This is a genomic window from Bradyrhizobium sp. SPXBL-04, from assembly GCF_051853035.1.
Classification (GTDB): Bacteria; Pseudomonadota; Alphaproteobacteria; order Rhizobiales; family Xanthobacteraceae; genus Bradyrhizobium; species Bradyrhizobium zhanjiangense.
Genome location: NZ_CP182472.1, coordinates 5,137,139 through 5,153,510 on the forward strand (window position 1 = coordinate 5,137,139; position 16,372 = coordinate 5,153,510).

Sequence of the window (16,372 nt, forward strand, 5' to 3'; positions counted from 1 at the left end):
GCCGCCCTCGGCGTACCTTGCGGCAACGCCGGAGAATCGGAGCCCATCGGTGGGGTTGACGCGGGTCGATAGCACGGCTGCGTGACGAATCAAAGCAATTCGGACCGCCGGCCAGCCATGCACAGGCTTTTTAGGCAAATTCGGCTGGGACAGCCCGGCGGCGCCCCCACCCATCGTCATTCCGGGACGCGACGGCGTCGCGAGCCCGGAATCCATTCCCCAGCGATCCCTGCGGCCCAATGGATTCTCAGGTGCGCAATTGCGCACCATAGCTCGCGCCAGGGGCGCGCCCCGGAATGACGAGGGAGGGTCACACCGTTGTTACGCGGGACTTAGGTGCTATGCGTTGATCCGCAATGGTCCCGGCCTGACGGGGGTGATAAGCCGCAAGTCCGCCCTCCTTCCGATTTTCATTACCAATCCGTCATGGTCGACAAGCAACGCGTCATTCCGCTGATCGTGGCCACCGCGCTCTTCATGGAGAACATGGACTCGACGGTGATCGCGACCTCGCTGCCGGCGATCGCGGCCGACATCGGCACCAGCCCCCTGACGCTGAAGCTCGCGATCACCTCCTATCTGCTGTCGCTGGCGGTGTTCATCCCGGCGAGCGGTTGGACCGCCGACCGCTTCGGCGCGCGCATGGTGTTCGCGATCGCGGTCGGCGTGTTCATGGTCGGCTCGGTCGGCTGCGCGCTTTCGACCTCGGTCACCGACTTCGTGTTCGCGCGCATCCTGCAAGGCATGGGCGGGGCGATGATGACCCCGGTCGGGCGTCTCGTGCTGCTGCGCTCGGTCGACAAGAGCGCGCTGGTCAATGCGATGGCCTGGGTGACGGTCCCTGCCCTGATCGGCCCCGTGATCGGGCCGCCGCTCGGCGGCTTCATTACGACGTACGCCTCCTGGCACTGGATCTTCCTGATCAACATCCCGATCGGGCTGCTCGGCATCTTCATGGCGCTGCGTTTCATCGATCCCATCAAAAGCGAGACGCAGGAGCCGTTCGATCTCTACGGCATGGTGCTGGCGGGCATCGGGCTTGCCGGCATCGCGTTTGGTCTCTCCGTCGCCGGGCTCAACCTGCTGCCCTGGAGCACGGTTGCGGCCCTGGTCGTGGGCGGCGCGATCTCGATGACACTGTATGTCCTGCACGCGCGGCGGACGGGATCGCCGGTGCTGGACTTTTCGCTTCTGAAGCTGCCGACGCTGCGCGCGGCCATTTTCGGCGGCTTCCTGTTCCGCCTCGGCATAGGCGCACTGCCGTTCCTGCTGCCGCTGTTGATGCAGATCGGTTTCGGCCTGTCGCCGTTTCATTCCGGCCTCGTCACGTTTGCCTCCTCGCTCGGCGCCATGGGCATGAAGACGCTGGCGGCGCGCCTCATCCGCACCTTCGGCTTCCGCAATCTGATGACGGTGAACGCGGTCGTCAGCGCGTTCTTCCTCGGCGTCTGTGCCCTGTTCACGGTGACGACACCACTGCTCATCATCATGGTGATCCTGGTGGTGGGTGGCTTCTTCCGTTCGCTGGAGTTCACCGCGATCAACACGGTCGCCTATGCCGACGTCGAGACCGCGCAGATGAGCCGCGCCACCACGCTGGTCAGCGTCAACCAGCAGCTCGCGGTCTCAGCTGGCGTCGCCGTCGGCGCGGCGTGCGTCGAGACGACGATGTGGTTCAGCCATGTCAGCGAGCTCAACGCCACCGTGTTCGCGCCGGCCTTCGTCGTGGTGGCGCTGACCTCGGCAGCATCGAGCTGGTTCTTCTGGCAGATGCCCATTGATGCCGGCTACGAGATCTCCGGCCGCAAGGCGGTGGAGATCGCGAGCCGCAAGGGTGCGGGCAAAGGCGCAGCCAAGGCGGCGGTCAAGGTGGCGACGGAGGATACGCAGGACGTGCGGGATCAGCGGCTAGGGTAGCGGAAAGCAGGATGCCGGCTCTCCCCCGGACAAGAGTCCAAAACAGCCCCATGCGCAGCAGCCGATCATTTACATCTTTCCGAAATTAGCTTTGACCTTACTCTCGTGGACCACGTGGCGCCCCATCAGCGGGCGCGCGTTCACCGAGATGAACGCTCGTTTATGTTCGTGACTCCTGTTCCTCGCCAGCGCGCGCTTGCAACTTTTGCCCTTCGGCAATGTTGGCACGATGTCGAAACACCAACGAAGGAGGACGTGCATGAAAAAGACCGCACTTGTCCTGGCAACCGTCGGCGCGCTCGGCGTGAGCGCGGTGGCGGCACCGACGCCGGCGGAGGCCCACTGGCGCGGTGGTTTTGGGCCGGCGCTGGCAGGCGGATTGCTCGCAGGTGCCCTGATCGGCGGCCTCGCCTCGTCCGCGTACGCCTACGGACCGGGCTACGGCTACTACGGGTATCCGGGCTATTATGACGACTACTACGCACCGGCATACTACGGCGGTTACTATCCGTGGGGCGGCTACACCAGGACCTACTACAGCACCAGTTACGCCCCGGCCTACTACGGCTACCGCTATCACCCTGTCGTGCGGCCGGCCTTCGCCTATTACGGCGGACCGTTCCCGCGGCGGCACTTCTATCACCATCGCTGGCACCCTTACTGGTGAAGCGACGCGGCAAGAGAAAGGCCGGCGCGAGGCGCTGAGCCTGCAAAGTGGATTTTTGGTCGATGTCTTTATCGCTTCGATCGAGAGAGTCCCCGCGCGCAGTAGCACCGAGACGGAACTGCGCGACTCTCCCGCCTGATAGGAACGATGGCATCGGCGCATCGTTCACAGGCATCGGAAAACTCGAATGAGGGCTCGTTTTGTCTCGAGCCCCCGAGCTTCGAAGGTTCCCCATCAACGGATGCTGCAAAGCAAATGGAGGAGGTTCAGGTGAACACGAGAAAGAACAGGTTCCTATTGACCACAGCTGTGCTGCTCGCCGGCGTCAGCCTGGCATCGGCTCAAGGCATGCGTGAAGGCGCCGGCGGCGGGATGAGCGGAGGCGCGGCCGCTGGCGCGGAATCCGGCCGATCGGGCGGCGGAATGTCGCAAGGTGCAGGTGGTGCCTCTCACGGCGAAGGAATGACCCAGGGCCGCGCAGGTGGTCGGGCCGAGGGCCCCGCTGCGGCGCCGTCGCGTTCTGAGCGTAGCGAGGGGATGCGTGCTAGTGGCAAGGCCGATAGGGGCGAACGTCAGGCCATCGATCAGGGCCGCGGCGCCCGCGACAACGCGCGTCAGTCCCAATCTGAAGGCGAGAAGCGTGGCAAGGACCAAACCGTTGGTCAGAGCCGAGGCGGCCCCGACCAAGCGCGTCAGTCCAGGTCCGAGCGCGACAAGAGCGGAATGAAAGACCAAACCACCGGTCAGAGCCGCAGCGACCGCGACGCTACGCGTCAGTCGCAAGGCGCAGAACAGGGTAAGAGCGCGACCACAGGTGCTAACACCAAGGACAATGTCCAAGGCAAGAAGGCGCAGGGTCAGAGCACGACGACGACCGGCGCGAACACCAAGGACAATGCCCAGGGCAAGAACGTGCAGGGTCAGAGCACGACGACTGGCGCCAAGGGCAACGCCCAAGGCCAGAACGCGCAGGGTCAGAGCGCGCCAACGACTGGCGCGAACACCAACGCGCAAGCCCCAAGTGCCCAGCAGGGCACGACGACTGGCGCCAACACTCAAGGACAGGTCAACACCCAGGCGCAAGCCCAGGGTGGGACTACCCAGAGCTTGTCCGGCCGCGTGCAAGTGAGCGCGCAGCAACAGACAACGCTGCAGCAGTCGGTGTTGAGCTCACGCAATGTGGATCGCGTGCGGGTCAACTTCAATTCCATCAACTTCCGGATCAATACCGGCGTGGTGGTGCCGCGGAACATCTCCGTGGTCGCTATCTCGACATTCCCGGTACTGATCGACATCTATCCGGCCTATCGGGACGACAGCTTCTTCGTCGTGGATGACGAGATCATCGTCGTCGACCGAAGCCGCAGGATTGTCGACTCCATTCCCGCCGGCCCAAGGACGCACTTCGCCCGGCGCGGCAGCGTGAGCGGTGGCGGCGGCAACATCGCCGCGCTGGATCTCAGCCCCGACGAGATCCGCATTGTTCAACGGGTGCTGATTGAACGCGGCCTGATGTCTGGCCAAGCAGACGGCATCCTCGGGCCCGCTACGCGCGAAGCGCTGATCACCTTCCAGAGACGGGAAGGTTTCCAGACCACCGGCTCGATCGATACCCGGACGGTCGCTGCACTAGGCGTCTCCAACCAGATCCGCGCCACGCAGGGCCAATCGACGACCACTGGTCAGGGGGCGACTGGCCAGTCGACGCAGCAGAACACGACCGGGCAAAGCACCGGTCAGACCAACGCGCCGGCGCAGCAGAACCAGACCAATGCGCCGGCACAGCAGAACCAGACCACCGGCCAGGCTGGGCAGAACCAGCCATCCACGACCGGCCAGGCTCAGCAGAACCAACCGGCGACGTCGGGCCAGGCAGGCACACAACCGCCTGCCGGTCAGACCACTGGACAGGCGCCGGCCCAAAGCAACAGTCAGTCCACCACCCAGCCCAGCAACACGCCGTCTGGGCAAACCAACCAAAATAATGCCCCGCCGCCTTCGACGTCGGGTCAGCCGGCTCAGAATCAACCCAACCGGTAAGATGCCCCCAAAGCCCCGCCTCCGGCGGGGCTCTTTTTTACGGCCTGCACGGCGCCCTGGGGCGATGCGGAGCATCGAAGCCGGAATCCACTTTGCCGCAGGAATACGCAGAGAAATGGATTCCGGGCTCGCCTCTTCGAGGCACCTCGGAATGACAGAGCTTGTGGTTATGCCTTCGCCTCGCCCCGAAATCCCGTCGCGAGCACGTAACGCTCCGAGGAATCCTGGCGGCTCGCGGCGGGCTTGACGTGGCGCACGGTGGCAAAATCGCGCTTGAGCTGGGCGAGCAGCTCGGCGTCGGCGCCGCTCTGGAACGTCTTGGCGAGAAACGTGCCGCCGGGCTTGAGCACGTCGCAGGCAAAGGCGGCCGCGGTCTCGACCAGGCCGACGATGCGGAGCTGGTCGGTCTTGCGGTGGCCGGTGGTGTTGGCGGCCATGTCGGACATTACGACGTCGGCGCCGCCGCCCAGCATCGCGGTAAGCTTCTCGGGGGCGTCATTGTCCATGAAATCGAGCTGCGCGAAATCGACGCCGGGAATTTCGGGCATCTCCAGCAGGTCGATCGCGACGACCTTGCCCTTGCCTTCGGTAGAGCCGACGCGCTTGGCCGCGATCTGGCTCCAGCCGCCGGGCGCCGCGCCAAGATCGACAACGGCCATGCCGGGCTTCAGAAGACGAAACTTGTCGTCCATCTCCAGGAGCTTGAACGCCGCGCGCGAGCGATAGCCCGCCGCCTTGGCCTTGGCAACATAGGGATCGTTGAGCTGCCGCTCCAGCCACAGCTTGGACGAGAGCTTGCGCTTGCCGCCGGTCTTGACCTGGACGTGCAAGCGGCCGGTGGTGTCTTTCGCCATCTCACCAGCTCCTGAGCGCGCCGTCCTCGCGCATCATCTCGACCAGCATGCCCTCGCGCAGGCCGCGATCGGCGACGCGCAGGCGCGGCATCGGGAAAGCGTGCCTGATCGCATCGAGGATGGCGCAGCCGGCCAGCACGAGGTCGGCGCGCTCGACGCTGATGCAATTATTGCCGGCACGCTCCTCGTAGCTCATGCCGAGCAGCTTGTTGACGGTCGCTGTAATGTCGGCATCGTTCATCCAGATGCTGTCGATGCGGCGGCGATCATAGCGCGCGAGGTTGAGATGGATGCCGGCAAGCGTCGTCACCGTGCCGGAGGTGCCGAGCAGATGCATGTCGCTGAGATCGCGGCCGTGCTCTGCCGCGAACGGCGCGACGTGATTGGCGACCTCGCGCTCCATCGCGGCATAGATTTCCGGCGTGACGTCGCGGCCGCCGAACTGCTCGGCAAGCGTGACCACGCCGAACGGGATCGACATCCAGGCCCGGATCCGCGGCTCCGGATTTGTGGGATCGCGCTCGATCCGCACCAGCTCGGTCGAGCCGCCGCCGATGTCGAACAGGATCGCGCCGCGCCCCCTGGGATCGACCAGCGGCGAACAGCCGAGCACGGCGAGCGCCGCCTCGGTCTCGCGGTCGATCACCTCGAGCTCGATGCCGGTCTCGGCCGCGACGCGGCTGCGGAACCCTTCCGCATTCGAGGCCGCGCGGCAGGCTTCTGTCGCGATCAGCCGCAGCCGCCGCGCCTTGCGCAGATTGATCTTGTCTCGGCAAATGCTGAGCGCCGCGATGGCGCGCTCGATCGCGGCATCGCTGATGCAGCCCGTCGCCGAGACGCCCTCGCCGAGCCGGATGATACGCGAGAAGGAATCGACCACGCGAAAGCCGTCGTGGGTCGGACAGGCGATCAGGAGCCGGCAATTGTTGGTGCCGAGGTCCAGCGCCGCGTAGACGCCGGTTCCCGGCGCCTGCACGGGGACGACCGGTCCAGTGGCCAACGCCACCGCCGCCATCGCCCCCTCCAGCTCACCGTGCAGCCCGTGGCCATCGCGGAGCCGCGTGTGGTCATTCATACAAACTGTCTTTCCGCGGCCCGATAGGCCGATCTGGAATTGCTTTTTCGCCTGAAACATTAGCAGCGCGGCAGGTCTGCGCAACATCGCATCACATGGGACCATGTCCATTCGTGCGTTGTCGTGAACGGGGTCGTGGGTTATCTGAGGGGGTCCGGTGCCCCGCTGCCGCGAAAATGCGCAAATGCCGGCTTTTCAGGTCATTCCCATGCAAGAACACACCAAATCGTCCACGCTCGAAAACGCTATTGCACTGCAAAAATATGGCGTCGGGCAGCCCGTCCGCCGCAAGGAGGACGACACGCTGGTGCGCGGCAAGGGCCGCTACACCGACGATTTCAACCTGCCCGGCCAGGCCTATGCCGTGATCGTCCGTTCCACTCATGCCCACGGCATCATCCGCGGCATGGGCATTGACGCCGCCAAGGCGATGCCAGGCGTACTGGGGGTGTGGACCGGTAGGGATCTCGATGCCGCCGGCTACGGCCCTTTCACCTGCGGCCTGCCGCTGAAGAGCCGCGACGGCTCGCCCCTGCTCCAGACCAACCGCCAGCCGCTGGCGACCGACAAGGTCCGCTTCGTCGGCGATCCCGTCGCCTTCGTGGTGGCAGAGACGCTGGCGCAGGCGCGCGATGCGGCCGAAGCCGTCGAGGTCGACGTCGAGCCGTTGCCGGCAGTGACCGACCCTGAGGAAGCGGCCAAGCCCGGCGCGCCGCAGCTCTATGACCATATCCCTGATAACGTCGCGCTCGACTATCACTATGGCGACATGGAGAAAGTGAACGCGGCATTTGCCAGCGCCGCCCATGTCACCAAGATCGACATCGAGAACACCCGCGTCGCCGTGGTCTCGATGGAGCCGCGCGTGGGCCTTGCCTCCTACGACAAGAAGACCGAGCGGTACACGCTTCAGGTGCCGACGCAGGGCGTCGCCGGCAACCGCGCCAACCTCGCCAAGAACCTCAAAGTGCCGAACGAGAAGGTGCGCATCCTCACCGCCAATGTCGGCGGCTCCTTCGGCATGAAGAACATCAACTATCCCGAATACATGTGCATCCTGTACGGGGCGAAGGCGCTGGGGCGGCCGGTGAAATGGCTGGACGAGCGCTCCACCAGCTTCCTCTCCGACAGCCACGGCCGTGCACAAAAGATCCACGCCGAGCTCGCGCTCGACGCCGAGGGGCATTTCCTCGCGGCGAAGCTGTCCGGCTACGGCAATCTCGGCGCTTACATCACCGGCGTTGCGCCGGGGCCGCTCTCGCTCAACACCGGCAAGAACTTTTCCAGCGTCTATCGCACGCCGCTGATGGCGGTCGACATCAAGACGGTGCTGACCAACACCACGCTGATGGGGGCCTATCGCGGCGCCGGCCGCCCCGAGGCGAACTACTACATGGAGCGGCTGATCGACCGCGCCGCCGACGAGATGGGCATCAACCGGCTGACCTTGCGCAAGCGCAACTTCATCAAGCCGAACCAGATGCCGTTCCCGGCCTCCTCCGGCGTGACCTATGACAGCGGCGACTTCCAGGCCGTGTTCAACAAGGCGCTCGAGATCTCCGACCACGAGAATTTCGCCAAGCGCAAGAAGGAAAGCCGGAAGGCCGGCAAGCTGCGCGGCATCGCGGTCGGCTCCTATCTCGAGGTCACCGCGCCGCCGAGCCCGGAGCTCGGCAAGATCGTGTTCGATGCTGACGGCAGCGTGCAGCTGATCACCGGCACGCTCGATTACGGCCAGGGCCATGCCACCCCGTTCGCGCAGGTGCTGTGCGATCAGCTCGGCGTTCCCTTCGAGCGCGTCAAGCTCATCCAGGGCGACAGCGACATCGTCCACACCGGCAGCGGCACCGGCGGTTCGCGTTCGATCACCGCGAGCGGCATGGCGATCGTGGGCGCCGCCAAGCTCGTGATCGAAAAGGGCAAGCGCGCGGCCGCACACATGCTGGAAGCATCCGAAGCCGACATCGAGTTCGCCGACGGCAGCTTCACCATTGCCGGCACCGACCGCAGCATCGACATCATGGAGCTCGCCAGGAAGCTGCATGACGGCAAGGTGCCGGAGGGCGTGCCCGACAGCCTCGACGTCGACCACACCAGCGAGCCGGTGCCCTCGGCGTTCCCGAACGGCTGCCATGTCGCCGAGGTCGAGATCGATCCGGAGACCGGCGTGGTGCAGATCGTGCGCTACAGCGCGGTCAACGATTTCGGCACCGTGATCAATCCGATGCTGGTCGCGGGCCAGCTCCATGGCGGCGTCGTCCAGGGCATCGGCCAGGCGCTGATGGAGCACATCCGCTACGACGACAGCGGCCAGCCGATCACGGGCTCGCTGATGGACTACGCCCTGCCGCGCGCCGAGGACGTGCCGAACATGACGGTCGGCGATCACCCAGTACCCGCGACGACCAATCCGCTCGGCAGCAAGGGCTGCGGCGAAGCCGGCTGCGCCGGCAGCCTGTCGACGGTGGTGAATGCGGTGCTGGACGCGCTGTCAGACTACGGCATCAAGCACATCGACATGCCGCTGACCCCGGAGCGGGTATGGCGCGCGATCCAGGAGGCGAAGGCCAAGGCGGCGTAAGGGCTGCTTTCTCTTCGTAGACGGTCCAGCCGCCGTCTCCGCACGCACACTGTCATCGCCCGGCTTGATGTTCAGCCCGGGGACATGACCGACGGGTGTTCGGGGACATAGCCGACACATCATAGTGCAGGGATTTGGCGGTAAAGGAGGCCAAGTCCATGCCCTGGCGAGAGGTGTCGGTGATGGATCAGCGGCGGGAGTTCGTGCGGCTTGCGATGCAGGAGGGAGCGAACCGGCGGGAGCTCTGCCGGCGGTTCAATATCCATCCCGACACGGGCTACAAGTGGCTTGCACGATGGCAAGCGGATCAGAATGTCAACGACCGCTCGCGCCGACCGCATGCGAGCCCGGGACAGACCGATTGCGAGCTCGAGGCACGTATTCTCGCGGTGCGCGATGCCCATCCGGCATGGGGAGCTCGCAAGATAGCTCACTGCCTGGAGCGCAATGGTTTGCGTTCGCCAGCAGTCTCAACAGTTCATCAGATCTTGCGTCGGTCTGGCCGCATCAAGCCTCCGATCGGCGGCCCGATGGCAAGCCAGCGTTTCGAGATGCCGGCCCCCAATCTGTTGTGGCAGATGGACTTCAAAGGCTGGGTTCGGCTCGGCAATGATACCCAGTGCCATCCTCTGACGGTGGTGGATGACCACTCCCGCTATGATCTGTGTCTGCAGGCCTGTGCCGATCAACGCACAGATACCGTGCGCAGCCGCCTGGAGAAGACCTTTCGCCACTACGGGCTCCCGGAGGCCTTCTTCGTCGACAATGGTTCGCCCTGGGGTGATCCTTCCGGCGAGCGATGGACACGGTTCTCGGTGTGGCTGCTCAAGCTTGGCGTCGCCGTCATCCGCAGCCGCCCATATCACCCGCAAAGCCGCGGCAAGAATGAACGATTCCACCGCACCCTCGCGGCTGAGGTGTTCGCACTGCGACAGTTCCGCGATCTCGCAGAGACGCAGCGTGCCTTCGACGCCTGGCGGGAAGTCTACAACTTCGAACGGCCACACGAGGCGCTCGGACAACAGGTCCCGGCCAGTCGATATCGGCCCAGCCAGCGACCAATGCCCGATCGATTGCCACAGGTCGAATACGACAGCCATGAGATCGTGCGCCGCGTCTCCACGACCAAGGCCTATGTCAGCTTCAAGGGACGTCTGTGGAAAGTGCCACAGGCCTTCCGTGGCGAGCGCCTCGCCATCCGCCCCTCGGCAAACGATGCGCAATACGGGATCTTCTTTGCCGCCCACCAAATCGCTATCATCGACTTGGCGAGCGGAGAAAGTGTCGGCTATGTCCCCGAACACCCGTCGGTCATGTCCCCGGGCTGAACACTTGACCGGGCGATCCAGTACTCCGAGGCGGCGGTGCTTCACGGAAGGGCCGCGGCGTACTGGATGCCCCGGTCAAGCCGTGGCATGACACCGTCTTTGAAGTGCCGGGCCTGGCTTTTCCTGCCTCTTCCCTACGCCGCCGCCTGCTCACGCGGCTGGTAGATCGCGGTGTGCTGGCAATGCGCCAGCGGTGTCATGTCGTTGGCAACGACGAGCGCGTCGAGCTCGACGAAGCGGTGGCCCTTCTTCTCGTAGTTCGCGGTGACTTTTGCCCGCGCAGTGATCTCGTCACCGATGCGCGCGGCTGACACGAGCTGCATGCGGCTGCCGACGTGGATCCACGGGCCGAGGATGGTGTTGTCGACCAGCACACGGTTCATCACCCGCTGGATCAGGCCGGGATGGCCGAGGCCCTCGCGCGCAAAGATCGGATCGGTCTCCCTGATGTCGGCGAGATAATCGGCCGCATCCTGTCCCGCCCAGCGGCGCGGCGTCGTGCCGAACCACTTGCCGATCTCGAACGTCGCCGGGCTGACCGGCTTGCGCTCGGTCACCGCGGGGACCTCGATGTAATCGCTCAATGAAACTACAGGCGCGGCCGCCGGCAGCGAGGCCGTCCCCGTCGCGCACAGCTCGGTGCGGCTGAACACCTCGATCGTGAGCAAGCCGTTGTGCTCGGTCGCGTCAACATCGGCGCTCTCGCCGTCATAGACCGGCTTGATGAAGCGCGCCTCGATCAGCCCGCGCGACAAGAAATCGCGACCCCAGCGCGCCAGCGGCACGTGCATCATGTAGGCGAACACGTCGACGCCCGGCACCAGCCCGCCCTCGAAGCCGAAACGGCGCGCCACCGTGTCGTCATGCATCTTGTTCTCGGACTGTTTTGCGGTGTTGTAGGCCTCGACGCGATAGGTTTCGAGCCGGTTCGGCATGGGTCGCCTTCCCTGTGTTCTCATTGTTTCAGAGCGATCGTAGACCCCAGGGAACACCGGTCAATCCCCTCGCCTTTGCGGCCCGAATGGGGTACCACGCGGCCAATGACTGACACCCCCACCCGCATCTATGTCGACGCCGACGCCTGTCCGGTGAAGGACGAAATCTACCGCATCGCGTTCCGCCACGGCGTGCCCGTGAGCGTCGTCGCCGGCAACTTTATTCGAGTGCCCCACGATCCCCTGATCGAGCGCATTGCTGCCGGCGCCGGCATGGACGCGGCCGATGACTGGATCGCGGAGCGAGCCAGGCCTGGCGACGTCGTGGTGACATCAGACATTCCGCTGGCCAGCCGCTGCGTCAAGGCGGGCGCCGACGTGATCGCGCCGAACGGTAAGCCGTTCACCGAGGAATCGATCGGCATGACGCTGGCTGTGCGCAACCTGATGACGGATCTGCGTTCGGCCGGCGAAGTCACCGGCGGCCCGCGCTCGTTCGCGCCGCGCGACCGTTCCGCATTCCTCTCGGCCCTCGACCAGACGCTGCGCCGGATCCAGCGCCGCCGCACTGACGCGGCCGCAACGAGCCAGAGCTGACCATGGCGCCGCCGCTGATCCAACTGAAAGACATCAGGCTGACTTTTGGCGGTACGCCGCTGCTCAGCGGCGTCGAACTCAATGTCGCGCCGAGCGAGCGCGTCTGTCTGATCGGCCGCAACGGCTCGGGCAAATCGACGCTGCTGAAGATCGCAGCGGGCCTCATCGAGCCCGATGGCGGCACGCGCTTCGTGCAGCCTGGCGCCACAGTCCGTTATCTGCCGCAGGAGCCGGATTTCGGCGAACTCAAGACCACGCTCGCCTATGTCGAGGCGGGGCTTGCGCCCGGCGACGACCAGCACCAGGCGCGTTATCTCTTGGAGCAGCTTGGCCTCACCGGCGAGGAGAATCCGCATAATCTCTCCGGCGGCGAGGCCCGCCGCGCCGCGCTCGCCCGCGTGCTGGCGCCCTCGCCCGACATCCTGCTGCTGGACGAGCCGACTAACCATCTCGATCTCTCCACCATCGAGTGGCTGGAACAGGAGCTCGACAGCCGGCGCAGCGCGCTGGTGCTGATCAGTCACGACCGCCGCTTCCTCACCAATCTGTCGCGCTCCACCGCCTGGCTCGACCGCGGCAAGATCAAGCAGATCGACCGCGGCTTTGCCTCGTTCGAGAGCTGGCGCGACGAGGTGCTGGCCGAAGAAGAGCGCGACCAGCACAAGCTCGACCGCAAGATCGTCGACGAGGAGCACTGGCTGCGCCACGGCGTCTCCGGCCGGCGCAAGCGCAACGTCAAGCGCCTCGCCAATCTGCATGCGCTGCGCGACCAACGCCGTAATTATCGCGGCACGGCCGGCAGCGCCAATCTCGCGGCTGCGGAAGCCGAGCAATCCGGCAAGCTAGTGATCGAGGCCAAGGGCATCACCAAGGCCTATGGCGAGCGCAAGATCGTCGAGAATTTTTCGACCCGCATCCAGCGTGGCGACCGGCTCGGCGTCATCGGGCCGAACGGCGCCGGCAAGACCACGCTGGTCAATCTGCTCACCGGCGGCACGCTGCCCGACACCGGCACCGTGCGGCTCGGGGCCAATCTGGAAATGGCCACGCTCGACCAGCACCGCGAGAGCCTCGATCCCAAATCGACGCTGGCCGAAGCGCTCACCGGCGGTCGCGGCGACCAAATCATGGTCGGCGGCAAGCCGAAGCATGTCGTCGGTTACATGAAGGACTTTCTGTTCGCGCAGGAGCAGCGCGGCACGCCGCTGGAGGTGCTCTCCGGCGGTGAGCGCGGCCGGCTGATGCTGGCCCGCGCGCTGGCAAAGCCCTCGAACCTCCTGGTGCTGGACGAACCGACCAACGATCTCGACCTCGATACGCTCGACGTGCTCGAGGAGATGCTCGGCGATTACGAGGGCACGGTGATCCTGATCAGCCATGACCGCGACTTCCTCGACCGCGTCGTCACCTCCGTGATCGCGCCTGAGGGCAACGGCAAATGGATCGAATATGCCGGCGGTTACAGCGACATGCTGGCGCAACGCCGCGCGGACCTGAAGCGCGACACGGCGAAGGCGCAAGCACCGGCAGAGAAGAAGGAGGAGCGCGCAGCTGCTCCCGCTCCTGCACCAAAGCGGCGCCTGAGCTTCAACGAGAAGCACGCCCTGGAGACGCTGCCGAAGAAGATGGAGACGTTGCAGGCCGATATCGCAAGGCTGCAACGCGTCCTCGACGATCCCAATCTCTATGCGAAAGATCGCAAAAAATTCGACGACACCTCCGCCGCCATAGCCAAGGCGCATGACGAATTGTCCGTCGCCGAAGAGCGCTGGCTTGAACTTGAAATGCTGCGTGAAGAAATAGAGCAGGCTTGACCCATGACCACTCCCCTCGCCGCAAAAATCGCCCGTGAATACGGCACCCCCTGCGCCGTCATCGACATGGACAGGGTCGAGCGCAACATCGCGCGCATCCAGAAGGCCTGCGATGAGGCCGGCGTCGCCAACCGTCCCCACATCAAGACGCACAAGAATCCGACGATTGCCAAGATGCAGGTCGCGGCCGGAGCCAAGGGGATCACCTGCCAGAAGCTCGGCGAAGCCGAGATCATGGCCAATGCCGGCATCGACGACATCCTGATCAGCTACAATCTGCTGGGCGAAGAGAAGATGGCGCGGCTCGGCGCGCTGCAGGCGAAGGCGAATATGACGGTCGCTGCCGACAATTCGACCGTCGTCGCCGGTCTGCCCAAGGCCGCCGCCGCATCAGGCCGTCCGCTCTCGGTCGTGGTCGAATGCGACACCGGCCGCAAGCGCGCCGGTGTCGAGACGCCGGCCGAAGCGATCGCCCTCGCCCGCGAGATCGCGGCATCCAAGGGGCTGCAATTCGCAGGCTTCATGCTCTACCCGACCGAAACGGGCTGGGCTGACGCACAGAAGTTTTACGACGAGGCGCTGGCCGGCGTGCGCGCGCATGGGCTGGAAGCAAAAATCGTCTCGACCGGCGGCACGCCGAACCTGAAGAACCTCGGCAAGCTCAAGGGTGGCACCGAACACCGCTTCGGCACCTATATCTACAACGACCGCATGCAGGTCGCTGCCGGCGTCGCCAGCTGGGACGATTGCGCGCTGCACATCTATTCGACCGTGGTGAGCCGTGCCGCGCCCGAACGCGGTATCCTCGATGCCGGCTCGAAGACGCTGACGACGGACACCGGCGGGCTCGACGGCCACGGCCTGATCCTGGAGCATCCAGAGGCGAAGATCGCGCGCTTTGCCGAGGAGCACGGCTTCCTCGACCTCTCCCGCAGCAACACGCGCCCCAACGTCGGCGACGTCGTCCGCATCGTGCCGAACCATGTCTGCGTCGTCGTCAACATGATGGACGAGGTGGTGATGGTGCGCGGCGAGGAGATCATCGGCACGCTGCCGGTCGCGGCCCGGGGGAAGCTGCGGTAGGGGCGCTGCTCCCACAGCCGTCATTGCGAGGAGCTCTTGCGACGAAGCAATCCAGAATCTTTCCGCGGCGACAGTCTGGATTGCTTCGCTACGCTCGCAATGACGGTGGTGAGCTAGCGAGCCATTTCAGCACGCCCCTGCCCACGGCAGCGCCGGTCGCAAACGACGCCTGCAGCAGATAGCCGCCGGTCGGTGCTTCCCAGTCCAGCATCTCGCCGGCGGCAAACACGCCGGGCAGCTTGCGGATCATGTAATCCGCTTCGAGTTCGTCGAAAGAGATGCCGCCAGCACTGGAGATCGCACGCGCGATTGGCGCCACGCCGGTGAGCCTGATCGGCACGGCGTTGATGAGCTCCGCCAATTGTTGGGGCGGCATCGCCGACAGCGATTGGCCGGCGCCAATAGCGGCCTCCTGCAACAAGCCAACGGCGACGGGCGAGAGCTGCGCAGCCTTGCGCAGGAAGTTAGAGAACGACTGCTTGCCGCGCGCGGCAGACAGGCGCTTGACGAGTTCGGCCTCATCGACATCCGGGCGCAAAGCGACGTTGAGCACCACCTCGCCGTTCGCCGCGATCGCCTCGCGCAATTCGGCCGACAGCGCATAGATCGCCCCGCCTTCGATGCCGGCTCGCGTGATGATCGCCTCGCCACGCAGGCCATGCGGGCCGAAGCTTAGCGCAATCCCCTTGAGCGGCTGCCCTTCGAAGCGGGACCGAAAGACGTCGGACCAGGCGACGGTAAAACCGCAATTTGCGGGCTGTAGCGGCGATATCGCGATGCCTTTGTCCGCCAGAATTGTCGTCCAGCCGCCATCGGAGCCAAGCCGCGGCCAGCTTGCGCCGCCGAGCGCCAGCACTGTCGCTTTGGCAGCGATGACAGCCGTTCCATGGCGCGTTTGAAACCGGAGCCGCCCCTCGTCATCCCAACCGGTCCAGCGATGACGAAAGGCGAACCGCACCCCGGCAGCATCGAGCCGTCGCAACCAGGCGCGCAGCAAGGGCGAGGCCTTGAACGCCTTCGGAAACACTCGGCCGCTGCTGCCGACGAAAGTCGGCTCGCCCAGCGCCTCACTCCAGGCGCGCAGCGCGCCGGGCGGAAACGCGTCGATGGCAGCCTTCAACTTCTGCGCCGCCGCTCGGTAGCGCGCCATGAACTGCGGCAGCGGCTCGCTGTGCGTGAGATTGAGTCCACCGCGACCTGCCATCAGAAACTTGCGGCCCGCGGACGGCATCGCGTCATACACGGTGACGCGGGCACCGCCCTGCGCCAGCACCTCCGCCGCCATCAGCCCGGCGGGGCCGGCGCCGATGACGGCGATGTGGGATTGGGTTGCAGTCATGACTGGAGTTTAGGCCAGATTCTCGCGTCAGGCTCGTCATTCCCGGGCGCGCGTAGCGCGAGCCCGGAATCCATTGGGCGGCAGAGCCAGTGGCGCGATGGATTCCGGGCTCGCCCTACGGGCGCCCCGGAATGACAGTCGG

The 16,372-nt window shown here is 65.3% G+C and carries 12 protein-coding genes; 8 read left to right on the forward strand and 4 right to left on the reverse strand.

Annotated elements, in window-relative coordinates:
* Window positions 1-426: 426 nt before the first annotated feature.
* From ACNJX8_RS24520 to ACNJX8_RS24530, 3 genes are all read left to right on the forward strand, one after another.
* Window positions 427-1,917 carry an MFS transporter gene (locus ACNJX8_RS24520; RefSeq protein ID WP_439357065.1) on the forward strand — a complete coding sequence of 497 codons (1,491 nt, stop codon included), beginning with the start codon at window positions 427-429 and terminating at the stop codon, window positions 1,915-1,917.
* A gap of 259 nt (window positions 1,918-2,176) precedes the next feature.
* Window positions 2,177-2,584 carry a hypothetical protein gene (locus tag ACNJX8_RS24525; RefSeq protein ID WP_439357066.1) on the forward strand — a complete coding sequence of 136 codons (408 nt, stop codon included), beginning with the start codon at window positions 2,177-2,179 and terminating at the stop codon, window positions 2,582-2,584.
* A 270-nt stretch (window positions 2,585-2,854) separates the two neighbouring features.
* Window positions 2,855-4,624, forward strand: a complete 1,770-nt coding sequence (locus ACNJX8_RS24530; RefSeq protein WP_439357067.1) for a peptidoglycan-binding protein — start codon at window positions 2,855-2,857, stop codon at window positions 4,622-4,624.
* Window positions 4,625-4,791: 167 nt separating this feature from the next.
* Here ACNJX8_RS24530 and ACNJX8_RS24535 read toward each other — a convergent pair whose 3' ends face one another.
* Together ACNJX8_RS24535 and ACNJX8_RS24540 are read right to left on the reverse strand one after the other, a co-directional pair.
* Entirely contained in the window at window positions 4,792-5,478 is a 687-nt protein-coding gene (locus ACNJX8_RS24535) for an RlmE family RNA methyltransferase (protein ID WP_091895795.1), read from the reverse strand.
* Window position 5,479: 1 nt separating this feature from the next.
* Window positions 5,480-6,553: a Ppx/GppA phosphatase family protein gene (locus ACNJX8_RS24540; RefSeq protein WP_439357068.1), complete on the reverse strand. Its 1,074-nt coding sequence runs from the start codon at window positions 6,551-6,553 to the stop codon at window positions 5,480-5,482.
* Window positions 6,554-6,761: 208 nt separating this feature from the next.
* Here ACNJX8_RS24540 and ACNJX8_RS24545 point away from each other — a divergent pair, with 208 nt between their 5' ends.
* Entirely contained in the window at window positions 6,762-9,134 is a 2,373-nt protein-coding gene (locus ACNJX8_RS24545; protein ID WP_439357069.1) for a xanthine dehydrogenase family protein molybdopterin-binding subunit, read from the forward strand.
* Between the two features lie 158 nt (window positions 9,135-9,292).
* Window positions 9,293-10,462, forward strand: a complete 1,170-nt coding sequence (locus tag ACNJX8_RS24550) for an IS481 family transposase (protein WP_128936665.1) — start codon at window positions 9,293-9,295, stop codon at window positions 10,460-10,462.
* Between the two features lie 134 nt (window positions 10,463-10,596).
* Here ACNJX8_RS24550 and ACNJX8_RS24555 read toward each other — a convergent pair whose 3' ends face one another.
* Window positions 10,597-11,397 (reverse strand): hypothetical protein, encoded by an 801-nt coding sequence (locus ACNJX8_RS24555; protein ID WP_439357070.1) that lies wholly within the window; start codon window positions 11,395-11,397, stop codon window positions 10,597-10,599.
* Window positions 11,398-11,502: 105 nt separating this feature from the next.
* On the opposite strand from ACNJX8_RS24555, the gene ACNJX8_RS24560 reads away from it, so the two are divergent.
* From ACNJX8_RS24560 to ACNJX8_RS24570, 3 genes are read left to right on the forward strand one after another with little or no spacing between them, the layout of a single operon-like run.
* A complete protein-coding gene (locus ACNJX8_RS24560; RefSeq protein WP_249761121.1) occupies window positions 11,503-11,994 on the forward strand; it encodes a YaiI/YqxD family protein in 492 nt (163 codons plus the stop codon).
* A 2-nt stretch (window positions 11,995-11,996) separates the two neighbouring features.
* Entirely contained in the window at window positions 11,997-13,808 is a 1,812-nt protein-coding gene (locus ACNJX8_RS24565) for an ABC-F family ATP-binding cassette domain-containing protein (RefSeq protein ID WP_439357071.1), read from the forward strand.
* Window positions 13,809-13,811: 3 nt separating this feature from the next.
* Window positions 13,812-14,891 carry a D-TA family PLP-dependent enzyme gene (locus ACNJX8_RS24570; protein ID WP_439357072.1) on the forward strand — a complete coding sequence of 360 codons (1,080 nt, stop codon included), beginning with the start codon at window positions 13,812-13,814 and terminating at the stop codon, window positions 14,889-14,891.
* Window positions 14,892-14,979: 88 nt separating this feature from the next.
* On the opposite strand, the gene ACNJX8_RS24575 is transcribed toward ACNJX8_RS24570, so the two are convergent.
* Window positions 14,980-16,230, reverse strand: a complete 1,251-nt coding sequence (locus ACNJX8_RS24575; RefSeq protein WP_439357073.1) for an NAD(P)/FAD-dependent oxidoreductase — start codon at window positions 16,228-16,230, stop codon at window positions 14,980-14,982.
* Window positions 16,231-16,372: the final 142 nt, after the last annotated feature.

What these genes read in the sequence shown, in the direction of transcription:
- ACNJX8_RS24565 (WP_439357071.1), top strand. Translation starts at nt 11,997, where the DNA reads ATGGCGCCGCCGCTGATCCAACTGAAAGACATCAGGCTGACTTTTGGC.
- ACNJX8_RS24575 (WP_439357073.1), bottom strand. Translation starts at nt 16,230, where the DNA reads ATGACTGCAACCCAATCCCACATCGCCGTCATCGGCGCCGGCCCCGCC.
- ACNJX8_RS24535 (WP_091895795.1), bottom strand. Translation starts at nt 5,478, where the DNA reads ATGGCGAAAGACACCACCGGCCGCTTGCACGTCCAGGTCAAGACCGGC.
- ACNJX8_RS24560 (WP_249761121.1), top strand. Translation starts at nt 11,503, where the DNA reads ATGACTGACACCCCCACCCGCATCTATGTCGACGCCGACGCCTGTCCG.
- ACNJX8_RS24520 (WP_439357065.1), top strand. Translation starts at nt 427, where the DNA reads ATGGTCGACAAGCAACGCGTCATTCCGCTGATCGTGGCCACCGCGCTC.
- ACNJX8_RS24550 (WP_128936665.1), top strand. Translation starts at nt 9,293, where the DNA reads ATGCCCTGGCGAGAGGTGTCGGTGATGGATCAGCGGCGGGAGTTCGTG.
- ACNJX8_RS24545 (WP_439357069.1), top strand. Translation starts at nt 6,762, where the DNA reads ATGCAAGAACACACCAAATCGTCCACGCTCGAAAACGCTATTGCACTG.
- ACNJX8_RS24570 (WP_439357072.1), top strand. Translation starts at nt 13,812, where the DNA reads ATGACCACTCCCCTCGCCGCAAAAATCGCCCGTGAATACGGCACCCCC.
- ACNJX8_RS24555 (WP_439357070.1), bottom strand. Translation starts at nt 11,397, where the DNA reads ATGCCGAACCGGCTCGAAACCTATCGCGTCGAGGCCTACAACACCGCA.
- ACNJX8_RS24525 (WP_439357066.1), top strand. Translation starts at nt 2,177, where the DNA reads ATGAAAAAGACCGCACTTGTCCTGGCAACCGTCGGCGCGCTCGGCGTG.
- ACNJX8_RS24540 (WP_439357068.1), bottom strand. Translation starts at nt 6,553, where the DNA reads ATGAATGACCACACGCGGCTCCGCGATGGCCACGGGCTGCACGGTGAG.